This is a genomic window from Halomonas sp. MMH1-48 (assembly GCF_022348105.1).
Lineage (GTDB): Bacteria > Pseudomonadota > Gammaproteobacteria > Pseudomonadales > Halomonadaceae > Vreelandella > Vreelandella piezotolerans.
The window spans coordinates 120,398-145,032 of record NZ_JAKRFL010000009.1; the positions used below are offsets into that span (position 1 = coordinate 120,398).

At 58.4% G+C, this 24,635-nt stretch carries 13 protein-coding genes and 1 tRNA gene; 5 read left to right on the top strand and 9 right to left on the bottom strand.

The genetic code is table 11. From position 1 onward, the window contains the following. Positions 1 to 143: 143 nt before the first annotated feature. Complete coding sequence (locus MHM37_RS10315) at positions 144 to 902, top strand: glycosyltransferase family 25 protein (RefSeq protein ID WP_239296593.1); 759 nt, start codon at positions 144 to 146, stop codon at positions 900 to 902. Continuing rightward, positions 899 to 2,143 carry a hypothetical protein gene (locus MHM37_RS10320; RefSeq protein WP_239296594.1) on the top strand — a complete coding sequence of 415 codons (1,245 nt, stop codon included), beginning with the start codon at positions 899 to 901 and terminating at the stop codon, positions 2,141 to 2,143. The genes MHM37_RS10315 and MHM37_RS10320 overlap by 4 nt, the downstream gene beginning before the upstream one ends. Positions 2,144 to 2,192: 49 nt before the next feature. Here MHM37_RS10320 and rfaH read toward each other — a convergent pair whose 3' ends face one another. The 7 genes from rfaH to MHM37_RS10355 form a co-directional block, all read right to left on the bottom strand. Continuing rightward, the gene (gene rfaH / locus MHM37_RS10325; RefSeq protein ID WP_153842788.1) at positions 2,193 to 2,708 is read right to left on the bottom strand and encodes a transcription/translation regulatory transformer protein RfaH; all 516 of its coding nucleotides are present in this window, start codon (positions 2,706 to 2,708) and stop codon (positions 2,193 to 2,195) included. A 276-nt stretch (positions 2,709 to 2,984) separates the two neighbouring features. After that, positions 2,985 to 4,316, bottom strand: a complete 1,332-nt coding sequence (locus tag MHM37_RS10330) for an aminotransferase class I/II-fold pyridoxal phosphate-dependent enzyme (RefSeq protein ID WP_153842789.1) — start codon at positions 4,314 to 4,316, stop codon at positions 2,985 to 2,987. Beyond that, entirely contained in the window at positions 4,313 to 11,647 is a 7,335-nt protein-coding gene (locus MHM37_RS10335; protein ID WP_239296595.1) for a type I polyketide synthase, read from the bottom strand. The genes MHM37_RS10330 and MHM37_RS10335 overlap by 4 nt, the downstream gene beginning before the upstream one ends. Further along, a complete protein-coding gene (locus tag MHM37_RS10340; RefSeq protein WP_239296596.1) occupies positions 11,644 to 13,263 on the bottom strand; it encodes an LTA synthase family protein in 1,620 nt (539 codons plus the stop codon). The genes MHM37_RS10335 and MHM37_RS10340 overlap by 4 nt, the downstream gene beginning before the upstream one ends. Before the next feature lies 1 nt (position 13,264). Then, the gene (locus tag MHM37_RS10345) at positions 13,265 to 14,074 is read right to left on the bottom strand and encodes an SDR family NAD(P)-dependent oxidoreductase (RefSeq protein WP_219861194.1); all 810 of its coding nucleotides are present in this window, start codon (positions 14,072 to 14,074) and stop codon (positions 13,265 to 13,267) included. After that, positions 14,071 to 15,306: a capsular biosynthesis protein gene (locus tag MHM37_RS10350; protein WP_219861192.1), complete on the bottom strand. Its 1,236-nt coding sequence runs from the start codon at positions 15,304 to 15,306 to the stop codon at positions 14,071 to 14,073. The genes MHM37_RS10345 and MHM37_RS10350 overlap by 4 nt, the downstream gene beginning before the upstream one ends. 1 nt (position 15,307) lies before the next feature. Further along, entirely contained in the window at positions 15,308 to 17,326 is a 2,019-nt protein-coding gene (locus MHM37_RS10355; protein WP_239296597.1) for a capsular polysaccharide biosynthesis protein, read from the bottom strand. Between the two features lie 266 nt (positions 17,327 to 17,592). Here MHM37_RS10355 and MHM37_RS10360 point away from each other — a divergent pair, with 266 nt between their 5' ends. Continuing rightward, the gene (locus MHM37_RS10360; protein ID WP_153842795.1) at positions 17,593 to 19,608 is read left to right on the top strand and encodes a diguanylate cyclase; all 2,016 of its coding nucleotides are present in this window, start codon (positions 17,593 to 17,595) and stop codon (positions 19,606 to 19,608) included. On the opposite strand, the gene MHM37_RS10365 is transcribed toward MHM37_RS10360, so the two are convergent. Then, positions 19,605 to 22,682, bottom strand: a complete 3,078-nt coding sequence (locus MHM37_RS10365; protein WP_239296598.1) for an EAL domain-containing protein — start codon at positions 22,680 to 22,682, stop codon at positions 19,605 to 19,607. The genes MHM37_RS10360 and MHM37_RS10365 overlap by 4 nt on opposite strands. Positions 22,683 to 22,812: 130 nt before the next feature. On the opposite strand from MHM37_RS10365, the gene MHM37_RS10370 reads away from it, so the two are divergent. Further along, entirely contained in the window at positions 22,813 to 23,760 is a 948-nt protein-coding gene (locus tag MHM37_RS10370) for an AEC family transporter (RefSeq protein WP_239296599.1), read from the top strand. Positions 23,761 to 23,825: 65 nt separating this feature from the next. Then, positions 23,826 to 23,902, top strand: a tRNA-Arg gene (locus MHM37_RS10375). A gap of 392 nt (positions 23,903 to 24,294) precedes the next feature. Here the strand turns inward: MHM37_RS10375 and MHM37_RS10380 are convergent. Continuing rightward, positions 24,295 to 24,489, bottom strand: coding sequence for a ribbon-helix-helix domain-containing protein (locus MHM37_RS10380; protein ID WP_239296600.1), 195 nt, complete (start codon positions 24,487 to 24,489; stop codon positions 24,295 to 24,297). Positions 24,490 to 24,635: the final 146 nt, after the last annotated feature.

Genomic DNA, 24,635 nt, shown 5'->3' on the forward strand with positions numbered 1-24,635 from the left:
ATAGCCTACCGTCGTCGAGAAGACGATGCATCTTTACAGCCGTAATGCCAATGCTGAGTAGCCAGGCTGGCGTAGGTTAGGGGACAATATGAACTACTTTTTCCCCCACCTTAACGAGCCCTATTGATTCAAGGAGCAGACGTGTGAGCATTGAGCCGTTTGGTGTTTTTGTACTGACCATGAGAGATGAGACAAGGATGGCCTCTATCGAGCGTCAACTGTCTCGGCTTGATATCTCGTTTGAGTACATCGATGCCACGGTCCTGGAAAGGATCGAGCATGCCGATCTTCCCATCGAACGTGAGGCTATTCAAGCGCGGTATGGCCGGATGCTTACTCAAGGCGAAGTGAGCTGTTTTTTAAGCCATCGAAGAATCTGGCAGCAGGTGGTGGAGGCTGGAAAGCCAGGTGTCATTTTTGAAGACGATGCGCTCATTGAAGATGAGCTTTGTCAATTCTTAGACCGCCTGAACGGTGCCTCCGCTCGGTTCGACGTGGTGTTGCTAGGTCACTCTAAAAAAGATCACCGCCGGAAAACGCTATACCACTTTCTTGAGCCGTTAAAGCGTTGGACGCCCATGGGGCTCTTTAAACTTGGCAGAGGTTTTAAAACATGGCCCTCCGGAGCGGTAGGGTATGTCGTGACTCCAGCGGGCGCGGCTAAATTGTTAGCGGCTACGACAGCGATCCAGTGTGTGCTGGATGACTGGCCTTATTTTGAAACGAAGGGCGTTAAGGTCCAAGAAGTAAGACCGTTATTGGTGTGGGAGGATTTCATCAAACTGGATAGCTCACTAGAAGGTGAGCGCCAAACACCGGCGAGGCGAAAACTCTTTTCGATTGCGCGAGTGATAAGAGGATGTGTTCGTCAGCTTCAATCTAGAAAGGACGATGGTTCATGACCCTTCGTCGTTCATTGGAAAGGCTGTTGCCTTTTATTACGGCTGCCGTTCCTGGTGGCTTTCGTATTTTTGTGTTGGGGATTGCGGGATTCTTTCTTGCCCCAGACAGCATGGTGTTTTTTTCTACTCAGTACACCCTGGCGGCCTTTTTCGTCATGGTGTCAGGGGTTGGTTTTGCGACGATCTTAATGAAGCGTATGGCCGAGGATGAGCGCTTGGCGATACTGCTGCGCTATGGGGCATCGTGTGTGGTGGTCGGTGGGGGTGTGTCAGCAGTCGCGCTGCTTGTCGCCTCGTTGGCCGTTCCCGTTCCACATGGGTGGGAAGTGTTCTGTCTGATTTTGATGACTTCTCTGTATCAGGTTTTTCGCAATTATCTTGTTTTTAAACGGCAGTTTTGGACGCTGTTTTTTTATGATGGCGTGATTGGGCTTCTTTTTCTTCTCATGATGCTGGCGTTATACGTCATGGTGGGGCGGCTCGATGCAGGGCAGTTGTTGAACGTGTTGTCCCTCTCATACGCCTTCGCTTTCGTAACATTCGTAGGTGTATTGATTGCCAGCGAGAGCGATCCTCATTTTTATCGTCATGTCGCTTTTCTGTCGCCCAAGGACTTGGTGTCGAGTTTGGTCGTGGGTTTTTCCAACGCGGCCAGTAGTGGCGTTGGTTTTATTTTGCCCTCTCTATTTATCGCGCTCGGTGGTAGTGACGTGGCTATCGTGGCCTCGCTCTGCGCGGCGGTGTTTAGCGCAATGTCAGCCTTGCCTAGAGGGTTGATCAATAATAGTGCCGCTGCGCTTTCCAAGATGGTCATGGTGCGGGATTATGCGCGTTCGGTGGTGGTGCCGCTTCGTAAAAAAATCTATACCTTGGTGGCTGTTTTGGTACCTGCGTTATCGCTGACGATCATCGCGTATTTTTATTTTTCAGGCGCGGTCAATGATGTGGGGCTGGTGCTGTTTTTCGTGGCGGCGTTTGCGTTTAACGTGGCGAGCGGGCAACTTGGTGTGATTGAGTCGGTGTTGATTAATTTTTGCGGCTACGAGCGGTTGTCATTGATATTCAACATGGTGGTGTTTTTACTCGTATTGCTCGTGTTTAGCATCGTGCGTTTAATGCCCCAAGCACAGGAGTGGGTCTTCATTATTTATGCCGTGCCTTTCGTGCTGGGTGTGATCAACATTTTACGGCTTTTTTGGTATCGAAAGATGGTGCAGCGCTATTTTGCGACCGCCCGCTAGCCTTGCCTAGACGTTATTCCGGAACTCAGTATTCGTTTCGCGTCGCTTGTCACCGCTTTTCCAGGCTTTCAACCGGTAGTTCTACGTGTTGCGGGCGTTGAAGAACGTTGAGCAATACGATGGCGCGTTCTTCGCCTTTGCAGCGGGTGAAGATGGCTTCTAGGTCTTTGAAGGGGCCGTCGGTGATGGTGACTTTTTCGCCAGCGGTGAAGTAACTGTGGCTGCCTTCTTGGCGATGGGGCTGGGCACGCAGGGTGTCGACGAGGGCGTCGGGTACGGCGATGGGCGTGTTGCCAAAGGTGAGCAGGCGCAGGACGCCACGCGTAGAGCGGATGGGCCGCCAGTTGCTGACGACCTGGTCTAAACGGATGAATAGATAGTAGGGAAACAGCGGCTCGGTGACGGTAGTGAGCTTGCCTTGCCGTTTGCGTTTGACATCGAGGACCGGGTGGAACACCTCATAGCCTTGATTGACGAGGTGTTCGGCGGCGCGGAAGGATTCGCTGCCTTTGCATTGAATGACGTACCAGTGGGCAGTGCTGGTCTCTGTTACTTCTACTGCCATGTTACTACCTTCCTATTGCCCAGGTGGTTCTTCAGGTTAACGTGCCACCTTCCAGGCGGCTATCGCCGCCCCCGCGGGTGCCTCTATCGCTCGTTGCTCTCGCTCTTTCGTTACGCCGCGCTACGGTGCTGGCTCACCATTCACCATTCACCATTCACCATTCACCATTCACCATTCACCATTCACCATTCACCATTCACCATTCACCATTCACCACTCACCACTCACCACTCACCACTCACCACTCACCACTCACCGTTCACCATTCACCACCACTCACATCCCTTCGGCTAACAGCTTCTCCAGTACCTCTAGCGTCTCGTCGATGTGCGCTTGGGTGTGTTCGCATGAGAGGAAGAAGCGCAGGCGGGCGCTTTTTTCCGGCACGGCGGGGTACAGGATGGGCTGTACGTTGATGTCTCGCGCGAGCAGTGCGTTGGAGAGGTGCGCTGCCAGTGGCGAGCTGCCAACGATGACGGGAACCACGGCGGAGCCGATGCTGTGGCCGGTATCCATGCCTCGGGCTTGGGCTTGCTCGAGGAAGTAGCGAGAGATGGCCTGCAGTTTGGCGACGCGCTCGGGTTCTTGGGGCATCAGCTCCAACACTTTGAGCGAAGGTGCGGCCACTTGGGCGGGCATACCGACGCTGTACAAAAAGCCCGGTGCGAAGTAGCGCAGCGTCTCGACTAACGCGATGCTACCCGCAATGTAGCCACCGCAGCCGGAGAGCGTTTTGCTCATGGTGCCCATCCAGATATCGACATCGGTGGGGTCGATGGCAAAGTGTTCACGCAGGCCCAAGCCGGTTTTGCCCATCACGCCGAAGGAGTGGGCTTCATCCACCATGAGCCAGGCTTGATGGCGCTGTTTGAGGGCAATAAAGCGCGGCAGGTCGGGTATGTCGCCGTCCATGCTGTAAAGCCCTTCGATCACGACCAGGACGCGCTCGAACTGATGGCGGTGTTGGACAAGCAATGCCTCCAAAGCGTCCGGGTCGTTGTGGCTAAACGACATGCGTTTGGCGCCCGAGAGCTGCGCGCCCACCAACGAGCTATTGTGGATGTACTCGTCGTGTAGGATGAGGTCTTTTGGGCCGAGCAGATAGCCCAACGTGGAGACGTTGGTCGCGTGGCCGCTGACGAACGCGACGGCGTCTTCAACGGCGTAAGCGCTGGCAATGGCGCGTTCGAGCTCGCCGTGGATAGGGCGTTCCCCAGAAACGACGCGGCTCGCCGAGACGGACGTCCCGTAATGAGCGGCTGCCTCGCTAGCGGCTTGCACCACACGGGGGTCGCCGGAGTAACCCAAGTAGTTGTAGCTGGCAAAGTTGATGCAGGTGCGGCCATCCATCACGCTCGTGGCCCCCGCCAGGCCCTCATGTACCTTGAAGAAGGGCACCTCCAGGCCGAGCTGCTCAGCGCCTTGGCGCATCATCATGAGCTGCTGATAGCCTGGGTGCGCATCGAAGCGCGTAAAGCGCTCGGGCACGGAACGGGTTGCCCCCGCGCCTTGGGCGCTGGGGGCAGAGGGAGCGGCGGCTCTGGCGGTGGGGCGCTGGCGCGCTTTTTCCAGAAGCTGGCGTTTTAACTCAGAACGCTTGGCGGTCATGGTGTCTCGGTCGCAGGGGAGGATGCGGGCTCGCTGTTGATGCCATCCGCACCGTGGCGGGCGGCCAGAGAGGCTAACGCATCTTGTGGCGACTCTTCAACATCCTCATCGTGCTGGTGCAGTTTCTGAATCAGCACGCCTGCAAGCTTATCCAGCGTCGAGGCTTCGCTGAGCACCATCACCGGTACTTGGACGCCTAAACGGTTCTCGATGGCCGTCATTAACTCGACCCCCATGAGCGAATCGAAGCCCATGTCGTAGACCGAGCGATTCACGTCGATTTTTTCTTCATCGATGAGCAGAATGCTGGCCAGTTCGGCGCGCAGCAGCTCGGTGATCGTGCTGTGCAGCTCTTCGGGCGAGAGATCTGCCAGCAGGGCACTGATGTCGTCGTCGCTATCCAGGCTACCGTCGTCGTCGCTGGCCCGCGCAATCTCATCGAAGCGCGGCACGCTGGAGGTGGGCAGGAAGCGCGCCAGCGCACCCCACTCGAGCTCTAACACACCCAGGCTTGGCCCAGGCGTCAGCAGCATTTGTTCGAGCACCTTGAGGGCGTCGTCTGAGCGTAGTGCCGAGCCGCCCAGGCGCTCTTGCAGTGCGTCGCGGGTGCGGGTGTTGCGCGCCAAGAAGCCAACGTCGTCGATGGCGCCCCAACGCACGCAGGTGGCCGGTAGACCTTGGGCGCGACGGCGGGCCGCGAACGCTTCGAGCCAGTGGTTCGCAGCCACATAGTTGGCTTGGCCAGGGTTGCCGAACAGGGTGGTGGCCGATGAGTAGAGCACGAAGAAGTCGAGGGTGTCGTTGGCCGTCAGCGCCTCTAAGTGCTTGGCACCGTCGATCTTCGGTGACAGCACGTTTTGAATCCGCTCGGCATCCAGGTTGCGAATCAGGCCGTCATCGATGACCGTGGCGGCATGCACGATACCGCGCAGCGGACTGAGCTCACGTTTGGCGCGCTCGAACACCTGTGCCAGGGCATCGCGGTCGGTAATGTCGCACGCCGCCGCCAGCACGTTCACACCTTGCGCTTCGAAGTCAGCCACGGCTGCTTGCGCTTCTTCACTGGCCGGGCCGCTGCGGCTGAGTAGAATCAGCTCGCGTGCGCCCTTATCGACCAGCCATTGTGCGGTTTTTAGGCCAAAGCCACCCAGGCCGCCGGTCACCAGGTAGCTGGCATCGCTGGGTAGCTGCATGCTGGCGGTGCCTAGCTGCTCCTGGCGCGGTGGGGCAATGGGCTGCTCGTAGGTGACGACGACCTTGCCGATCTGGCGCGCCTGCTGCATGTAGCGGAAGGCATCGATGACCTGGCTGTGGCTGAAGGCGGTAAACGGCAGCGGGCTCAGCGTGCCGTCGTTGAACAGTGCCATCATTTCGCCGAACAGGCGCTGAGTGAGGGCCGGCTGCACTTTCATCAGCTGGTCGGAGTCGATGCCGAAGTAGCTCAGATTGTTGCGGAACGGCCGTAGACCGATGTGTGTATTTTCGTAGAAGTCGCGCTTGCCAAGCTCCAGGAAGCGCCCGAACGGGCGTAAAGCGCGCAGGTTCTGGTTGATGGCCTCACCGGCCAGGGAGTTGAGGACGACATCGACGCCCTCACCCTGGGTATCTTCGAGGATCTCTTCTGCGAAGGTGAGCGAGCGGGAGTCGTACAGGCGCTCTTCGCCCATTAGGCGGAGGAAATCACGCTTCTCTTCCGAGCCCACCGTGGCGTAAATCTCGGCCCCCATCCACTGGGCGATTTGTAGCGCGGCAATGCCCACACCGCCTGCAGCGCCGTGAATCAGCACTTTTTCGCCGGGTTCTAAACGTGCCAAGTGTTTTAGCGCGTAGTACACGGTAAAGAAGGTCGTCGGGATGGTGGCGGCAGCGGCGTAGCTGACGCCTTCCGGCAGGGGCGCCACGGCGTGCTGGCTGGCCATCAGGCGGTCGCTGAAGCTGGCGGGACCAAACCCTACGACGCCTTGGCCGGGTGTTAGGTGGTGAACGTTGCTGCCCACGGCCACCACTTCACCGGAAAACTCGAGGCCGAGGGTGGGGCCAGCAAAGCCGTTTTCGATGGCTTCATCCGACAGCAAGCCCAGGGTATACATGACATCGCGGAAGTTGAGGCCGGTCGCTTTGACGCGTACCTCGACGTCGTCAGCGCCAAGCTCGGGCAACTGGCGAGGCCGCCACTGTAGCTGGCGCAATTGGCCGGGCAGGGCGAAGCCGAGCGTCATGGCTTGGCGAGGTGCGGGGTTGCTGGCGGTATGCGGGTGCGGCGCGGGCAGGGTACGCAGGCGCGTGGCAAAGCGGGTGCCTTCTTGCGTCAGCACCAGCTCGTTTTCGCTATCCGGTTCCGCGATAGAGGCCGCGAAGGTGGCGAGCGCAGACGCACTGGGGGCATCTGGCAAGTCAACGAGGGTGACGCTGTGGCCCACGGCCTCGTTGGCCAGCGAGCGGCCAAAGCCCCATAGCGCGGCGTCGTCGGCACGCTGGTAGCCTTGAGTGGTCAGCCATAAGGTCACCTGGCAGCCTTGCGCGTCCAGGCCGCTCGCTTCCAGCGCCAACGACCACTGCTGCGCGGCGAAACAGCGCTGCGTTTGAGCCTCGGTGGACGTGCTGCCTAGCTCACGCAGATCGAGCACGTTCAGTGCCGTCGGTGTGTCGGTGAGGTCGGCCAGCGCTTCATTGAGTAGCGTTTGCGGCGCTGCGTCGCTGATCCGACGCCATACGCGGTGGCCCGTGTGGTGGCTTAGATGCTCCGCCAGCTCTGCAGCAAGCGCTTCTCGTGATGCATCGGCTATCAATAGGGTCTGCGCGCTGGCTACCTGCGCGTCGGTGTCACCAAGCTCTGGGTGTTGCGCATGCAGCAAGTAAGCGCCCGCTTCCTCTAGTTCGATAGGCACGGAAACGCTCAGCCCCTGGTGGCTCAGCCACTCGATCAGCGTGCTCTGTTCGAGCGCCGCTTGGTCGATGCCCGGCGTTGCCAGCAGGTCGTCCAGCCAACGGCTCGGATGAAGGCCAATCACCATGATCTGCGCGCCGGGCGCCAATTGCGCGGGCAGGGCGTCGATCAGTTGGCGTGTGCGTTCGGGCTGGGTGATATCTGCGCTGACGAACGCAAGCTGTGCCTTTTGCGCGGCTGTCAGCGCCGGTAGCGCCTCGTCTAATGGCTGAATGTCCATCAGCGGGTAGCGCTCTTGCAGCTGTTCCGCCTGGTGGCGCGCCGTGTCGCTCGTGGTGAGCGCGCGGTAGCGATAACGGTCGTTCGTACCTGGGGCGCCGTGGGCAAGCTGTTCCAGCAAGCGCTGGCCCAGCGCGGGCGCGCAGGGGCCTGCTTCCAGTAGATTGAGGCGTTGGCCATCTGGCAGGGTGGCCAGAGAGGCCTCCATCAGCGCACCTAGCTCATGGGCCAGAACTTGCCAACCGCTTTCACCCACCAGGACACGATTGATGCCGGCCAAATGCTCGGCAGTGATGCCCAGGCTTTCCAGCGTATCACGGCCATTGAGTAGCGGTTCACGGTGCAGGCCCAAGCGGCCGACGAGGTGAATGGGCGCGAAGTAGTCGGGATACTCCTGCACCAAGAGCTGCCAAATGGTCTCTGGCGCTGGGGATGCGTCGTCATCGCCGCCATCGCCGCCATTAGCCTGCTGGACGAAGGCCTCGCTAAGGCTATCGAGCAGGAGGGCAACTTCTTGCGCATAGCGCTGGCCAGTGCTGGCGGTGTAAGCATCGCTCAAGCCCATCAGGCGCGTCAGCGCGTCTGCGGGAAGCGGTAGCGCGGCGGCTTTCAGCGGAGCGGGCGTGAGCTCCACGTCTAAATAGCTAAAGTGTTGGTGGTGCGCACGGTTGAGGCGAATGGCTTTGAAGCGTGTTTGGCTCAGCACCGCCACGGCGCGCCCTTGGGCATCGTAAAGCTCGAAGTCCGCCGTGAAAGAGTGCGGAGCGCGTTTGCCCATGACCGCACGCGCCAACACGGGCGCGCCTGCCTCGGCATTGACTTGGATACGACCGACGCGCACCGGTACGAAGGCGAGTTGGGCGGCGAATTCACTGTGCTGTGCCAGCAGCGGAATGAACATTTGGAAAGCGCTATCCAGAATTCCCGGATGCACGTGTAGCGTGTTTAACTGAGCCGTCACCGCCTCTGAGAGGGCGATTTCTCCAATGACGCTATCGCCCTCGATCCAGCCGCGTTGAATCGCCTGAAACGCTGGGCCATAGTGCAGGCCAATGCGTTCGGCCATGTGCAGATGCTCGTCCAGGGTGTAGTCTGCATCGCGTTTGGGTAGCGCTGGCGCCCTGCGGTTGAGCAGGAAACCGCGGCTTTCGCGCATCCGGCGTGCCACGGCATTGAGCTGCCACTCGCTTCCCGTGGCGGGCTCTCGGGAGTGGATGGCCAGACGTCCATCATCGGGGTCGAGGGTGAGACGCATGGTACGGCCATTGGGCCCGTCCAGCAGCAGCGGTGCGCGAATTTCCAGCTCTTCGATATCGAGAACCGGCGTCTCTTTCTGCTGTAGCGCGGCGGCCAGCGCCAGCTCGACGAAGCCCGCGCCGGGGAAGACGGCCCCTTCACCCACCACATGGTCGGCCAGCCAAGGCTCTCGCTTGGTGTCTAATTGGCTCTCCCAAGTGTGCTCTTGCTGGGCCAGCGGGTAGCCAAGCAACGGGTGCTGGTAATAGCGCGCCAGCAGGCCTTGCCCATCGTGGGTGCCCTGGACCCAGAGCTGGGTGCGCTGCCATGCATAACGTGGCAGCAGCACGCGTTGACCTTCCACGGGGAAAAAGTGCTGGCTGTCGAGGCTCAAGCCACTGAGCAGCAGTTGGCTGGTGGTGCGGTTTAAGCCCTCTAACCCTGGCTTGTGGCGCTCGATGGTGCCGAAGACCAAGCCGCTGCGCTCTTGCTGGCGCAGCGATTCGTTGAGATAGCGGCGTAAGATCGGGTGCGCCCCGACTTCGACGAAGACGTTGTAACCCTGCTCGATGAGGGCGGTCGCGGCGTTATCGAAGAGCACTGGCTCGCGGATGTTGAGCCACCAGTAGTGGGCATCTAGTTGTGTGCCTTCCCTGACCGCCCCGGTCACGGTAGAGACGTAGGGGATCTGGGTGGCTTGGGGCTCGATGTCCGCCAGCGCGTCGACCACACCCGACTGGATGCTATCCATGGCAGGGCTGTGGAAGGCGTAATCCAGCGGCAGGCGCTTGGCAAAGGTGCCTTCGGCACTCAGCGCAGCTTCCAGCTCGCCGAGCTGGTCGCGATCGCCCGCCAGGGTAATGCCTTTGGGACTATTGATGCCCGCCAGACTGATCTTGTCGAATTCGGGCTTGGCGAGCCAAGGAGTGATCTCATCGGCACTCATCGCCACCGCCGTCATTTCCCCTAGGCCGCGAGTTTTGCCCTGATAGTCACTGCGGTAATAAATCACTTTGACCGCGTCTTCCAGGCTCAGTGCGCCAGATGCCCACGCGGCCGCTACCTCGCCTACGCTGTGACCAAACACGGCGGCTGGCGTGATGCCTTGCGCTTTTAGCCACTCGGTCAGCGCTACCTGCAGGGCAAACAGTGCGGGCTGGGCGATTTCGGTGCGTACGAAGCGGCTCTCTTCGCCTTCTGATCGGTTGCGGCCTGCTAATTCGTCACGCAGAGAGAAGCGACCGTAGCGCTGGAACAGAGCGTCGACACGGTCGATGGCGGCCGTGAAGTCGGCGTCGGTATCCAGCAGGTCATGGCCCATGGTTTCCCACTGGCAGCCGTTACCGTCGTAGACGAACACCGGGCCTCGGGCATTGGCGAGGCGCTCTAGCGTCATGACGGGGCTGGCCTCTCCTTCGGCAAACTGGCGCAGTGCCGTGGCGGCTTCGTCAGCGCTGCTGGCAAAGCAGAGCGCGCCGTGGCTGTGCTGCTCACGGTGGTGATAAAGCGTATGGGCTATATCGTAAAAATCCTGCCCGGATACCTGCAGGTGCTTGGCCAGCGCCAGCGCGTTGTCGGTCAGGGCCGCTTCACTGCGGGCGCTAAGGCGAATGGGCAGCGGGGTAGCGGGTGTTTGGCGAGGCGTTTCCGCTTTTTCCGTTGCGCTCTCCAAAATGACGTGGGCGTTGGCGCCACCAAAGCCAAACGAGTTGATGCCAATCACCAAACGGCCTTTGGGTTTCAGCGGTTGGGCTTTGGTGACCACGCTCAAGTTCCATTCGTCGAACTTGATGCGTGGATTCAGCTTGCGAATGCCAATGGTAGCGGGCACCTCGCGGTGCTGCAGGCTATAAAGCGCTTTGGCAAGCCCCGCCACGCCCGAGGCGGTTTCCAAGTGGCCGACATTACTTTTTACCGAACCAATCGGCAGCGGCGTTTGCCGATGCTTGCCAATGGCCTCGCCAATGGCGCGGGTTTCGATGGGGTCGCCAACGGCGGTGCCGGTGCCGTGGGCTTCTAAATAGTCGATCTCATCGGGGGAGATGCCCGCTTGCTCGTAGGCGCGACGCATCAAGTCGGTTTGAGCGCTGGGGTTGGGTACCGTCAGGCCGGATTTATGACCGTCGGTATTCACGGCTGACCCGGCGACCACGGCCAGTATGTTGTCACCGTCGGCGACGGCTAAGTCGTAATCTTTGAGCAGGAAAAGTCCTGCGCCTTCGGAGCGTACGTAGCCATTACCCGCTTCGTCGAACACCTGACAGCGTCCGGTGGGCGACAGCATGCTGGCTTTGGAAAAGATGATGAAGCCGTAGGGGTGCAAGTGCAGACTGATACCGCCCGCCAGCGCCATCGTGGTTTCACCGCTACGGATGGATTGGCAAGCTTGGTGAAACGCCACCATCGAGGACGAGCACGCGGTATCCAGCGACATGCTGGGGCCGTGCAGGTCGAATACGTAAGAGAGACGGTTGGAGGCGATGCTCGAGGTGTTACCCGTGGCGGTAGAGGCATCGATGGCGGCCATGTCATCCGCCAAGCGGTAAGAGTAGTCCAGGCTGGCGACACCCACGAAGACACCACACTCGCTGCCACGCAGCGTGCTGGGTACGATGCCGGCACTTTCCATGGTTTCCCAGGCGAGCTCTAGCAGCATGCGCTGCTGCGGGTCCATGTTGGCGGCTTCGCGGGGAGAAATGCCGAAAAACGCTGCGTCGAACCCGCTAATATCGCCCAGGCTGCCCGCTGCGAAGGTGACGCTGGTACCGGGGTGGCGTTTGTCTGGGTGCCAGAAGGCGTCGTGGCTCCAGCGATCTGGGGCCACTTGGGTGACGAGGTCTTTTTCGGCTTGCAGGTCTTGCCAGAACGTTTCAGGGGTGGTGCCGGGGAAACGATGGGCGGCGCCGATGATGGCCACACGTTTAGTCATTCTTGCTCCTGAGGTTCTGGTTCTGCCTTGATCACATCGTTACTTATATCGTGTCCAAACACTTGTTTAAATAGCCGAAGGCCAAGTTCGTTGGCGGCTATGTCCTGCGGCGGCTGCTTGGCAGGCGTTTGGTCGGGCGGCGTTGGTTGCGTCGACCATATCATGTATGGGGTGCTGCCCGTAGGGGGCATGAAGTGCCCGTATGCATCTGGCAGTATAGGCACATGGTCGCCATACCAGCCCAGTATGCCAGGCCTAATGCGCTCGTTTAGCGCTGTTTTAACGTTCGCCAACATTTGATCAGCTTCACCTAAGTGGTGCAAATAGACGGCGAGTTCACGCAGGTGGTCTGCAAGCGGCCAAGTCGCGTTGGGTAGAGTCGCCGCCAAGCGTGCCTGCGTAGGCGCCTCCAAATGCAGCGGGCCGTGGTTTTCCATGGTGATCACGAAAATAAACAGCGGCCTATTATCGTCATCTTTCAGCAGGCGTCCAACCTTTCGTGCCACGGCCTGGTCACCGATGTATTGCCCGTGTTTGTCGCTACTGTCAAACGCGCTGATATCGATGAACGAATCGAAACCCAACTGCGGCATGACGTTATCGCGCATGTAGAAGGTAGCGGGGTAGGGGTGCACGCAAATAGTGCGGTATCCCTGCGCGCGAAAAGCGCTCGCCACGCTGGGTAGCGGGTGACGGCTTAGCGTGCGGTAGGGGTTGAACTGGCGGGCTCCCCAGGCGCTGGGTGCCAACCCCGTGAGCACGGCGCATTCGGTGCGTACGGTATTGGCCCCCCAGGCCGGCACGCTCAGTTCGCCCTTTTCGACGGCCTCGGTAAAGGTGGCATCGAAATGTTGCAGTAGCGTCGGCGCAACCTCTGGACACCATGGGCGCGGATCGAAAAAGGATTCACTCTGGACCAGGACGACATTGGGTCGCTCGGCGCTATCTGGTGAAGCGACGGCACTGGGCTGGCTGGCAGCCGCGTAGGGGGATGCCGAAGGGGCAGGCGGTGACGAGCGCATCAATGCTACCCCATAGGCCCAAAGGCTGGCATATAGCCCCACGCGATGTAGGTCCTCGACCGGTTGCAGGGACATGGCGCCGAGTGAGCGTAAACCAACGGCTACCAGCACCGCCCCGAGCCCGGCCAGCAGTCCGGTGCTTTGTAAAAAGAGCACGGTGCTCCACTGGCTAACCAGCGACGGCTCCACATAGAGAAAGCTGCCAATGGCGATGGCCCCCGCGCTGCTGGCCGCGATGGCGAGGCCAATGCCAAAAAACGGGATATAAAGCCGTGGGTGCAGGATGGCGTCCCAGAAGTACTCGAAGTCGTGGCAGATGAACGGTTCGTTGAGCGTTTTGGACTTGGTATTGCTCGACTGGACCACCACGAGCTGGAGTGACAGCACGAAGACCACGGCAAACCAGGGACGCTGGAGCAGCAGCGTGAAAAGCCCAAATAGCAGTAGCCAACTGCCAAGATGGATCACATTGGCTGCCATCGGGCGCTGCCAGAGAGGAGCAGGCCGTGGAGACAGCAGCGCTTCGAACGCAAGGCTGAACACTAGCCCGATGAAGAGCGGCAGGCTAAGCGATAGGAGCAGGTGGTCAAGCATCTTACCGGCCTCCTACATGATCGAAACCCAGTCGTTTGATGAGCCACTGCGACACGCCTGCTGGCAAGACGGCCAGCCACCAAGTGCCGAAGTTGAGCGGAAACGGGAAGCTGACTCGCGCACGGTTGGCGCGAATGCCACGAATGATCACTTTGGCGGCTCGTTCGGGTGGCCACTCAAAGGGCTTGGGGCCAGGCATGGCATTGCACATGGGGGAGGTGACGTAGCCGGGCATGACGACCGTTACCCCGATGCCGCAGGGGGCGAGCAAGCCGCGCAAGGCTTCGCCATACGCTTTGATGCCCGCTTTGCTGGCACTGTACGTGGGCGTGCTGGGTAGTCCATGCCAACCTGCCAGTGAGCTAATGAATACCAGTTGGCCACTACCCCGTGCGCGCATGGCGGGTACCAAGTGCTGCGCCATGGCAATGGGGGTGGTGAGGTTGATGTTCAGCAAGGCTTGAACATCGGCCCAGGGCTCGAGCTCGCCCAACTGCTCAGGATGTGTGTTCTTGCCTGCGTTGGCGATCACGATATCCGGCAACTGCTCGGCACTGAGCGTAGTGAGCCACTGCGCTAGTGCCTCATCATCGGTGAGGTCGATGGAGGAGAGCGACACGTCAGCCCCTTTTTCGCGACAGGCGTTAGCCACGTGCTCTAAGGCGCTGACGTTGCGTCCATGCAGAATCAGATGCGTTTGGGGAGACGCATACGCCTTGGCGAGCGCTCCGCCGATGGCCCCTGTGGCGCCGGTGATCAGCACGCGGCGTGTGCGTGGTGTCTTCGTCGAGTACGTTGCATCAACACTCACAGCAGCTTCTCCAGAGGGGATGGGCAGGCTTCTAATATGTGCGCAGCATTATTGACTGCGAGATCGATACTGGGCTGGCAGTAAAAACCGCCGTTTACCTGGGCGGTATGCATCACGGTATTGCGAAAATAGCCGAACAATTCGGCACTGGGCGGTGGTGGCTGGTGCCAAAACTCCTCCAGCGAGCCTTCATAGGTAAGGCCTGCCAGATTATAAATGGGGTCGCTGAGCGCAAAGGTGGGGCAGTGTGATTCCAGTGAGACGATGCCTACGGTACTGTTCACCGTGACGGTGCCCACTGCATGCTTGATCAGCGCATTCAGATCGCCGGACTCGAGGTACACGATGCGCCCATCCAAGCCGTAAAAGTCTGAGAGACGTTGAATGATGGAGGGGTAATCCACGAGTCCCATATCGAGCGGGTGGTTCTTGATGCACAGCAAGGCATCGCTTGGTGCATGCTCGGCAAACGAGCCCATCACGTGGTCCATGACCTCTTCCATGTTGGCGTAGGGAGAGTGGTCACGAATTTGCGCATCGGTATTTAGCTGCAACGGCAGCATGAAGTAGGGCTTGCCGCTTCCGATCAATCGTTTAATCCGTGCTGCGTCGCGTTTTTTCCACTGTTTGAGCAGCGTGAAGCGCTTTAGGTAGCCCGCATACTCCACCGGTGCGGTAATGGGCGCGTGGTTGCGATAGCGCGGTGCGACCAGGGGGTTCGCCAGCCCGGCGACATGGTACGCCACATCGTGCATGGCGCGGATTTTAAACGATGAGCGAAAGCGTACCGGAGAGGGAAGCTCAGGTAACGCTTTGCCCGTTTCATAAAACCAGGTGGGATCGCGAGGCAGCAGCGAGTGGCCGTTGACTCCCTCACGTTCCAGCGTGATCCAGAAGGGGCGGAAGTAGCCCTCTTCAAACACGTGGGTGCGAATGCCTGCGGCCGGGGCTTGGTCGACCGCTGGGCGGTGCACGGGACGCCGGTCGCCGAACAGGACCTGGTCGGTAATGCCGTAGCGTTGCCATAGTGAGGTGACGAAGGCGGGCAGCTCGCTCAGAGGGCCGCGAAACAAGTGGCTATGACTGTGCGTGCGCTGCCAATAGAGGAGATCGCCCGCGTTGAAGTTAACTTTCACCACGCGGTGGCCGTCGTCGGTGAGGCGTCGGGCTAAGCGTTGGTAAAAGGGCGAGCAAACGCCTTGTAAGAATAAGAATGCGCGCTTCTGCTTCAACTCAATGGCTTCCAATCAACAAGTTACGATAGCAGCGATAAAGGCGCTGCTTCCATGTAAGTAGCGGTGTTTGTGCACTAGATTGTTGTAACTTTGCCCGCTCCAATAGGCTGACGACGGTCTCGGCATTGCAAAGCTGACCAGAGGTGGGGTCGACGTAATTGGGGTACAGCAATAGCGTGCCAGCAACGAGGGCATCCAGGGTGAGCGTCCGGTTGCGCCGTGGGCAACGCAGGGCGTCTTGCGTTAGCCCCCAACCCGCATAAAAAGGCAGGCCATAGGTCGTCACTTGACGATGACGCAACAGAGCTTCAAAACCGGTCAGCGAGCTCATTGTATGCACGGCATCCACGCGCTCTAGCAAAGCGGTGATGTCGACGTGGCTGGCGTCCAAATCATACAGACGTTTGGCATCAGTATCGAGTTTGCCCACTCGAGCCCCGCTGATCACATCAGGGTGTGCTTTGTAGATGATGAAAGCGTTCGGCTGAGATTGGCGCACGGCTTTTAGCAGTGCGCTATTGGTGCGGATCTCCGGTGAGCCGGTGGCGATGGACGCATCGCTCTCGACTTGTCCCGGCACTAAAATGACCGTTCGATGATCGGGTAAGGCAACGTCAGCCGCCCCAGGGACGTTATATTTCGATAGCTTCAGGGTGACGAGGCGCTGGCGCAATTCGGCGGCCCTGGCCAGTAAGTCATCGCTAAATTCATGCTCGTTGAGCAGCGTTTCCAGGTCGCTTGGCTGACTGGGGTCGTAATAAATACCGTGTCGATCTATCACTAGTGACAGGGGTTGAGTGAGGTCGACACCCAGGCCTACCGAGCGGATAAAACCGTCTTCCATGCGCCAAAGATGAGGCAACAGTTCGCTGTGCTGCGTTTTGAAGGTGCCGTCGATACGGCTCGACCATACCAGCAGCCGTTGAGACTCGACGGCTTGCTTGGGGAGGCTCTTTTGGTAACGAACGCGGGCAGCAGGACCCAGAAAATCGCTGATGAAACGTCGCTTCCAAGAGGAGAAGCCGCAAGCGAGCCATGCGCCTCTCAACCGCTCTTGCTGACGCTTTTGGTCAGCGATGAGGTATATCGTCTCTTCCAGCGTGGATGGCTGGCCCGTGTAGGGGTTGGCGTAACGGCAATAGCGAAGATAGGCCGCCGCGAACATTTCTGGCAGTGTACGAGAACGCGTGCGCCGGGGGCAGGGGAGTTGGTCTTGGGTCAGGCCCCAGCCAGCATAGAAAGGAGTGCCAAAGCAGTGGACACGTTTGCCCGCCATGAGCGCTTCGAAGCCAAGCTGGCTAGTCACCACATAGACATCGTCGACTTGGTCGAACAGGGCCCAGGGGTTGATATCTTCGCTGATCACCTGGCAGCGCGGGTGTTGAAGAGCGCTGGTAAGGTGCCCTTGCTTTTTACCCGCAATCACATCGGGATGAATTTTGACCAGCACTTTGGCCTGGGGGTGATAGGCCAGTGCGTGCTCCAGCATGGCTGAAAAGCTGGCGGCGCTCGCGCCACCATACTCGATGGATGCATCCCCCGCCGTTTGGTCGACCACTAACACGCTGGCGCCACTAGCGCTCAAAGGTTTGTCCGGCGCATGGTTATATTTCGATAAGCGATAATGCTTTAGTAAGGCGATGCAGTGTTCGGCCCTAGATACTTCTTCCGTCGAAAAGTCGGCGGTCGCTAGCCACTGCTCTAGGTCGCTGGGTCGTGAAGCGTCGTAATAAATGCCGCTGTAATCCACTACGAGACTATGCGGTTGGTAACCGGCACTACTAAGCCCTAAAGAGCGTAAAAAACCATCTTCCAGGGCGACGTAGGGAAGACGGCGCTTGTCGGCATAGCGCCTCGCTCGGCGGCTGGTAGGTTTCAACCCCCATCCAATGACGGCGTCTGGCTGGGCACTGAGGGGACGAAGCGGGGTGACATCGTCGAATTCTCTTAAAAATGCGGCGAGTGGTGTGATGCTGCCAATGCCTTTAGAGGTGTAACCCGCCGTACGTTTTGCCATGGAGTGTGCCGAAATGTTTTGTCGGGTGGTTTGCGAGATAGGCGGCGAACATACGTGAAATAAGCGTGGTTATCAATTCGCACGCGCTTGGCTTAGAGTTAAGGCGCTTTCGTTACGGAAAGAAACGGTTTAGAAAAAAATAGCTAAGTTGATTTGTCTCAACGCGCACATTTCAGTTGTTTTTGATAAGTTATTTCTTTCGAGCCATGATAGCGTCTGAACTCGCGAACCCCATTCAAGGAAAGTTAACGAAATAGGGATTTCTGGTGCGCCTAGCCCCCCTGATCCATCGACTGATTACGTTTCGTTCGCTAAAAAGCCGGCTGCTGCTGGGGCTTTCCTGTGCGCTGGCCATCTTGGCGGGGGCCGTGCTGGGCATGGCGTGGCAGGTCGGCAAAATCATGGTGCACGAGACCAATATCGCCCACCTGCGCTATGAAGCCGATTTGCTGGCCGATGAGATTACCCAACAGATCAACCAGCGCATCAACGCGCTACAGCGGTTGAACGGGGCCATTGGGCTGTCAGACGATCCCACCTGGTTGAATTACGAGCTGCAAAAGAACGACTCCCTGCTGGCTTGGTTCGAAGGTTTGGTGGTCAGCGATGAGAACGGCGTGATTTTGAGCGACTGGCCGAGCGTGGTGGGGCGAGTGGGCCTCGAGACCAAAGACCTCGAGTATTTCAAAATGGTGCGCGGTATTCGCCGCCCCTACGTGAGCGAGCCCTTCGTGGGCCGGGCTAGCGGTATGCCGCTGGTGCTCATCAGCATTCCTCGTTTGGATGAAAACGGGCGTTTTGCGGGCTTTGTCGGGGGCATCGTCAGCCTCAAGAGCAGCGGACTCTTCAATCGTTTGAGCACCATTCGTTTGGGTGACAGTGGCTATGCGGCCGTTTCGACCGCTTCTGGCAAAATTCTTTACCATCCTGATCACGAGTTGGTGAACGCCGAGATCAGCAACGTCCAATTGAACCCGATGTTAGAGCTTGCGCTGGCGGGTTGGAGAGGGGAAGGGGTTGCCGAACTGTCGAGTGGTCGCGTAGCGCTGCAAGCGTATGCCCAAGTGTGGCCAGCCGATTGGATAGTAGGCCTGTTTTTGCCCACCACTCAAGCACAGTTACCGCTCTCGGGGTTCATTTATAAGCTGCTGGGCATTTGGTTCGTCCTGGCGTTACTCATGATGCCGCTCTTATGGTGGCTGCTGGCGCGCATTCTCAAGCCATTGGACCATCTTGAATCGCAAATTGGTGAAGTAGGTAAGGGCGAGCGCGCGAGTCTCGATCTCGCCACCAGCATGCAGGAGTTGCAGCAAGTCGCGATGACTTTCAACCGCGTAGAGCATGAGCGCCAGCAGTTGGTCGGCCATTTGCAAGAGCGCCAGGCGTTTTTGGATTCCGTATTGAGCGCTACACCCCAGGGCATGTTCGTTGCCAATTTTGGCGGCAAGATCACTTATATGAACCCGGCACTGCTGGAGATGCTGGATATCCCTCCCGATACGCCCATGGAGGCGTGGATGGAGCAGGTGCACCCTGACGACCGAGAAGGGGCGAGGGACATGTGGGTTCACAGCTTGAAAACCGGTAGCGATTTCGTGCGCCAACTACGATTCGTGCGCAGCGACCATGAAACGCTGTGGCTGGACATTCATGCACGGGTGGTCATGTTGTCTCAAGGGGGGCACTCGCTGGGCTTGGTCGGGGTCGTGAAGGACATTACCGAGCGTCGCCAGCAAGAGGCGTTGCAGCGCTGGGAGGCAGAGCACGACCCGTTGACGGGGCTACTCAATCGACGTGGATTCGAGCGCCGGTTGGAAGAGGCATTCGCCGACTTCCAGAAGACCAGCACGCCCTCTGCGCTGCTTCTCTTCGATCTGGACCATTTCAAGCCTATCAACGACGAGGGCGGCCACGCGCTGGGAGACGAGATGCTCCGCCGTATCGCTCAAATCGTGGCCTGGGAAGTACGTCGCAGTGACCATGTGGCGCGCCAAGGGGGAGATGAGTTTGCCGTGCTGCTACCCAGCTGTACGCTGGGACAGGCCGAGCGTATCGCAGAGTCGTTGCGTCAGTCGGTGAGCGAGGTGACCGTGACCCATGAGGGCAAAGAGTACAGCGTGACGCTCAGCATCGGCGTGACGACCTTCGATGAAAGCGACGAAACGGTCGATGTGGCGATTTCCCGGGCAGATGCGGCCAGTTATGAAGCCAAAGGGGAGGGGCGAGACGCCGTGGTCGTCAAATTGCCCGAACAGTTCGACCCCATAGAGCTGTTCGATTAAGACGCGTCTGGGAAACCTTCCCGCTGCCAAGTGATCAGCCACTGGGGGAGCGCTTCGGCGGGCATGGGGCGCGCAATACCGTAGCCCTGGGCCAAGTAGCAGCCCAGCGACAGCAGCGCTTGAGCGTGTGCCAGGGTCTCGACGCCCTCTGCTAGCACGGGGCGCGCGAACTTCTTGGCCAAGAAGACGATACTCTCTACGATCGCACGATCATCTTCGCTCGCCAGCATATCGCGAACGAAGTCTCTATCGACTTTGATCAACTGCACCGGCAGGCGGCGAAAGTACGCCAGCGACGAGTAGCCGGTGCCGAAATCGTCCAGCGCCACGTCGATCCCCAGCCGTTGACAGTTTTCGAGCACATGCAGCGCCGCTTGCATGTCATCCAGCGTGGCGGACTCCAAAATTTCGATGGCCAGCAGCTTGGTGGGCACATCGGCATAGCGAGCTAATAACTTTTCCAGCTGAGGCAAAAATCCTTGGTGCAGCAGGTGCTGCGGGCTGACATTGACGCTGACCTGCAGCGAAATACCGACGCGTTGCCACTGCTGAAGCTGTTTCAGAGCGGCTTCGATGACCCACTCGCCCAGTAGAAACTCCAGTTCGCTGCCTTCGATGAGGGGTAAAAACTCACCTGGAGCGCAAATCCCCCGCGTAGGATGCTGCCAGCGGATCAGCGCTTCGGCACCTACCACCTCTTTCGATTGCAAATCGACTTGAGGTTGATAGAAAAGCTGGAACTCGCCGTGACTCAATCCATGCTGAATGGCGGTGCGCTCTTGCTGACGTAGCCGGGAAAGGTACTCTTCATCGGTGCTGTAGCGAACGCACTGGGAGACGCCTTGGGTTTTGGCTTTATACAGCGCTTGGTAAGCGTGTCGAAAGAGCGTGTCAGGGTCTACTTCGTCCTCTGGGAAACACGTCATCCCAATGCACGTCGTTAGCTTCAAGCTATGCCCATGTACCTTCATGGGTTGCTGGATGGCGCTTTGCAGCGCTGCGCTGTTGAAGTGCTGGGTGGGGGCGACCACCACGAACTCATCGCCGCTAAGCCGTGCGGCAATGCCTTGCCCGCGCAACGGTTTGATCGACGCCTGCAGGCGTTTCGCTATGCGCGTTAGAATACGATTACCCACGGGGTAGCCGAACATGTCGTTAAGGCGTTTGAAATCATCGATGTTGAGGACGTAGACCGTCAACGGTTCGCGCTGCTGGATGAGCGCCTCTAATTGCGTGCGGGCTAAGCGTTGATTGGGTAGTCCCGTCAATTCATCGATGTTCGCAGCTTTATACAGCGCTTCTTCGTGACGCTTCGTGTCGGTAATATCCGACTGAATGGCAATGAAGCCTCCACCTGACTGCTCGCTATCGGGAAGTGGGTTGCAGCTAATGTGTACCCAATAAGGCGTGCCGTCTTTACGGTAGTTGAGCAGCTCTTCTTCGAACCGCTGCCTGTCGCGCAGCGCATGCGCAATACGCCGCACGGTGGCTTTATCGGTGGCGCTTCCCTGGACTAGCTTGCCAGGTTTTTTACCCACGGCTTCTTCGAAGGTATAGCCGCTTAGTCGTGTAAAGCCGTCGTTGATCCACTCGATATTGCCCTTGGCATCGGTGATGACGACACCGTTACTGGTATTTTTGGCCACCATCGACAGGCGAGCAATGGCCTGCTGGTCTTGGCGCTGCTGACGGTGATTGCGAAGGTTATTGATGAACTGCCCTATGCTACCTAGTAGCGGTGCCAAAAATTCGACCAGGGCGTCGTCATAGCCGTTAGGGCGGTTAGCGAGGCCAATCATCCCGATACAGTGGCCGTTAGAGTGAATCGGCACGCCCAAGAAGGCATTCAGCGGCGGATGCCCTGGCGGTAACCCGCCTCGTCGGTTATCGAGGGCGGGCGTATTGGAGATCACCACCTGTTGATGGCGCATTACATGACCAAAAAGGGTGTCGAGATTGCTGAACACCATTCCATCGGGAGCATTCTGATCATAAAACAGCTTGGAGGCTCGATCCCACGTGATGTCGGTGATTGCGTGGGCGACGAGGTAGGGGACCTGGCTCTCGTTATATAGCACCTCGCCAATGAAGCCATATTCGCTGCTGGTCAATGCCAATAGATCTTCGAGCAGCGGGTCGAGCGCTTTGGCATTGCCTTGGCCATCGATGAAGCTCGCCTGAGCACGCATGATGGCTTGCTCCAATGCCTGCTGGCGCAGTAATTGGGTTTCGATCTGTTTACGCGGAGTGACATCCAGCATCGTACCGATGAGCTGCACCACGTGGCCGTTGACCACTAGCGGGTTGCCGGTGATTCTGACCCAGCGCGGCTCGCCACTGACCGTGATCAATTGAAACGTGTCGTTAAACGCAAGGCCTTGCTCGATAGCCGAGTCGATGGCGTCCATCAGGCGCTGGCGGTCCTCGGGGGTATAAGCCTCCATGCGCTGCTCGAAGGTGCGAGCATCACGCTTGTCTACGTCGTAGAGCTCGTTGACGACATCGTTCCAGTGCGTAGCGCGACTGGGCACGTCCATTTCCCAGAGACCAATCGCTGCGTTGCCAATGGCATCGTAGGCACGTTGAGATACATAGTGCTCGAACTGCAGGACCGCGCTACTGGCCAGTTGCTGAAGTAGCGCGCTTTGTACGCTGGAGAGCCGACGGGGCTGGGTGTCCATGACGCAGAGCGTGCCGATGACGCTGCCATTGTCTGCGATCAGAGGCGCTCCGGCATAGAATACGATGTGCGGAGGCGAACTCACCAGGGGTAATTGCTTTAGCGAGGCGTCCTGACGGGCATCTTGTACTTCGAATAGCGCTCGTTTTTCGATGGCGATGCCGCAGAATGAGTGTTCTCGCAGCATCCGCTGCGTGGATTGGCCCACGCTACTCTTGACCCACACATGGGTGTCATCGACGAGCGTCATTAGCGCAATGGGCGTATCGCAGTAGGCAGCAGCCAGTTGAGTGATACGGTCGAAGTGGTCGTCAGCCGACAAGTCCCCTAGCGTATAACGCTTGAGCGTGAGAAGGCGCTGCTCTTCGTTTTCATGGTTGAGGGGCAAAACCATAAGTGACCTATCAGTGACGGTGCGCGTTTGTGCTTACTTTCCCTTATGGTGACGAGACTGTCTAGCGAGTCGACAAATCTCAGTCAACGGTAGAGTATAAGAGGATGCTGATTCGACTGAGAGCGCCTTCGTGGACTTACTTGAACTCTTTACACGCACCTTAGACGTGACCCTGCCTGTTTTTGCCATGGTGTTCATCGGGATTGCCTTGAAGCGCCTGGGCTGGATCGATAGCGCCTTCATTTCGACCGCCTCGTCTCTCGTGTTCAAAGCCACACTGCCCACGCTGATCTTTCTCAGCCTAGTCAAAGCTGACTTGAGCGTTGCTCTAGATGTGCCGTTACTGCTCTTTTTTGCCCTCGCCACGTTGGGCCAGTTTTTGCTGAGTTGGGGTTGGGCGCACCTGCGCGTGCCAAGAGCCGACCGGGGCATTTATGTTCAAGGAGCGTTTCGCGGAAATTGTGGGGTCGTAGGCTTGGCCTTGGCGGCGGGCATGTACGGCAATTATGGGTTATCCGCCGGTAGTTTGCTGCTGGGGGTGGTGATCGTGATGTATAACGCGCTCTCCGTTGTTGCCTTGGCGGCCTATCAGCCCGGCCAAGCGACCGATTGGCGGAGTTTGATGGGTCATATCATCAAAAATCCGCTGATTCTTTCGGTGTTCGCTGCGCTACCTTTTACCGCTTTCTCGGTGTCGCTGCCCAGCTGGGTAATGACCTCGGGTAATTACTTTGCCTCGCTGACGCTACCGCTCGCGTTGATATGCATCGGCGCAACGCTATCGGTATCCAGCATGCGAGAGGGAAGCCAAGTGGCGCTCAGCGCCAGCAGTATGAAAATGGTGGTTTTACCCGTGCTTTCCACATTGGCTGCGTGGCTGATGGGGTTTTCGGGGAATCAGCTCGGCCTACTGTTTCTTTTCTTTGCCAGCCCCACCGCTGCCGCCAGTTTCGTGATGGTCAAAGCGATCAATGGGAACGTGGCCTTGGCCGCCAATATCATCGCCATGACCACGCTCATGGCCAGCGTGACCGTGACACTGGGTATCTTCGCTCTTCGCCTGCTCGGTTGGATATGACCTCTGCCGATGCAAAACCGCGGTTGGCCGGGGCGGATCAAACCGCTATACTATGCGCCCCGTTAGTCCCTGTAGCTCAGTAGGATAGAGCAGCCGCCTCCTAAGCGGCAGGTCGCAGGTTCGACTCCTGCCAGGGACGCCAGTTAAATCAATACTTTGGCTTCATTCCTCCCTTAGTGTATTGGCCGTATTTTCGTTTCGCCCCCACAGGCGCCCCCACAGAAAATGCTCGCTACAGCATTGCATCAGCACCACATCAGTCGCCTATTCCCAGCACATCAGCCACCTATTAGCGCCAGCCAGACAAACGAAAGCAGCGCCATCACGGGCGCTGTAATCCTTGGGGTAATCTTAGGGTAGGGGTAAGGCTTAGGCGCGTTCAATATGCCATGGTGGGCAATGCTGGCATGAAGGTTTTTCCAGCATCAGTACGCACAAAGTGACCTCAGAAAAATCATCGAAGCGCCTGTTATTCACCTGCTTAACAGGCCACGCGCGCGTAAACATGTCTGAAAATCATCAAAGAGACTCTTTTTAAGGGGTATGAAAATCATCAGACTGGCAGCGTGATAGCTCCCTTTCAATCGCGCGTCTAACGAACTCGGCACGGTTGCGGTGGGTATGCTGGCGGCCTTGCTTCATCAGTTGGTCAATACTGGCCACAGTGTCAGCCTCTACGGAAACGATAAGGCGAACGGGACGGGTGAAGCGGCGCGGGTTGTGGCTCATTTTCGGTTTCCTGTGCTAGCCCGGATTTCTCACAGGGTATAAAAGAAAGCGGCTGAAAGTGCTATGATTTCAAGAACCTAACCAATCCATCAAGCACCAACAGCCGCTTCCAAAATGGTACCTGAAAAGCTGACCTTCTCGCCACT

What these genes read in the sequence shown, in the direction of transcription:
- MHM37_RS10320 (WP_239296594.1), top strand. Translation starts at nt 899, where the DNA reads ATGACCCTTCGTCGTTCATTGGAAAGGCTGTTGCCTTTTATTACGGCT.
- rfaH (WP_153842788.1), bottom strand. Translation starts at nt 2,708, where the DNA reads ATGGCAGTAGAAGTAACAGAGACCAGCACTGCCCACTGGTACGTCATT.
- MHM37_RS10330 (WP_153842789.1), bottom strand. Translation starts at nt 4,316, where the DNA reads ATGACCGCCAAGCGTTCTGAGTTAAAACGCCAGCTTCTGGAAAAAGCG.
- MHM37_RS10335 (WP_239296595.1), bottom strand. Translation starts at nt 11,647, where the DNA reads ATGACTAAACGTGTGGCCATCATCGGCGCCGCCCATCGTTTCCCCGGC.
- MHM37_RS10340 (WP_239296596.1), bottom strand. Translation starts at nt 13,263, where the DNA reads ATGCTTGACCACCTGCTCCTATCGCTTAGCCTGCCGCTCTTCATCGGG.
- MHM37_RS10355 (WP_239296597.1), bottom strand. Translation starts at nt 17,326, where the DNA reads ATGGCAAAACGTACGGCGGGTTACACCTCTAAAGGCATTGGCAGCATC.
- MHM37_RS10365 (WP_239296598.1), bottom strand. Translation starts at nt 22,682, where the DNA reads ATGGTTTTGCCCCTCAACCATGAAAACGAAGAGCAGCGCCTTCTCACG.
- MHM37_RS10380 (WP_239296600.1), bottom strand. Translation starts at nt 24,489, where the DNA reads ATGAGCCACAACCCGCGCCGCTTCACCCGTCCCGTTCGCCTTATCGTT.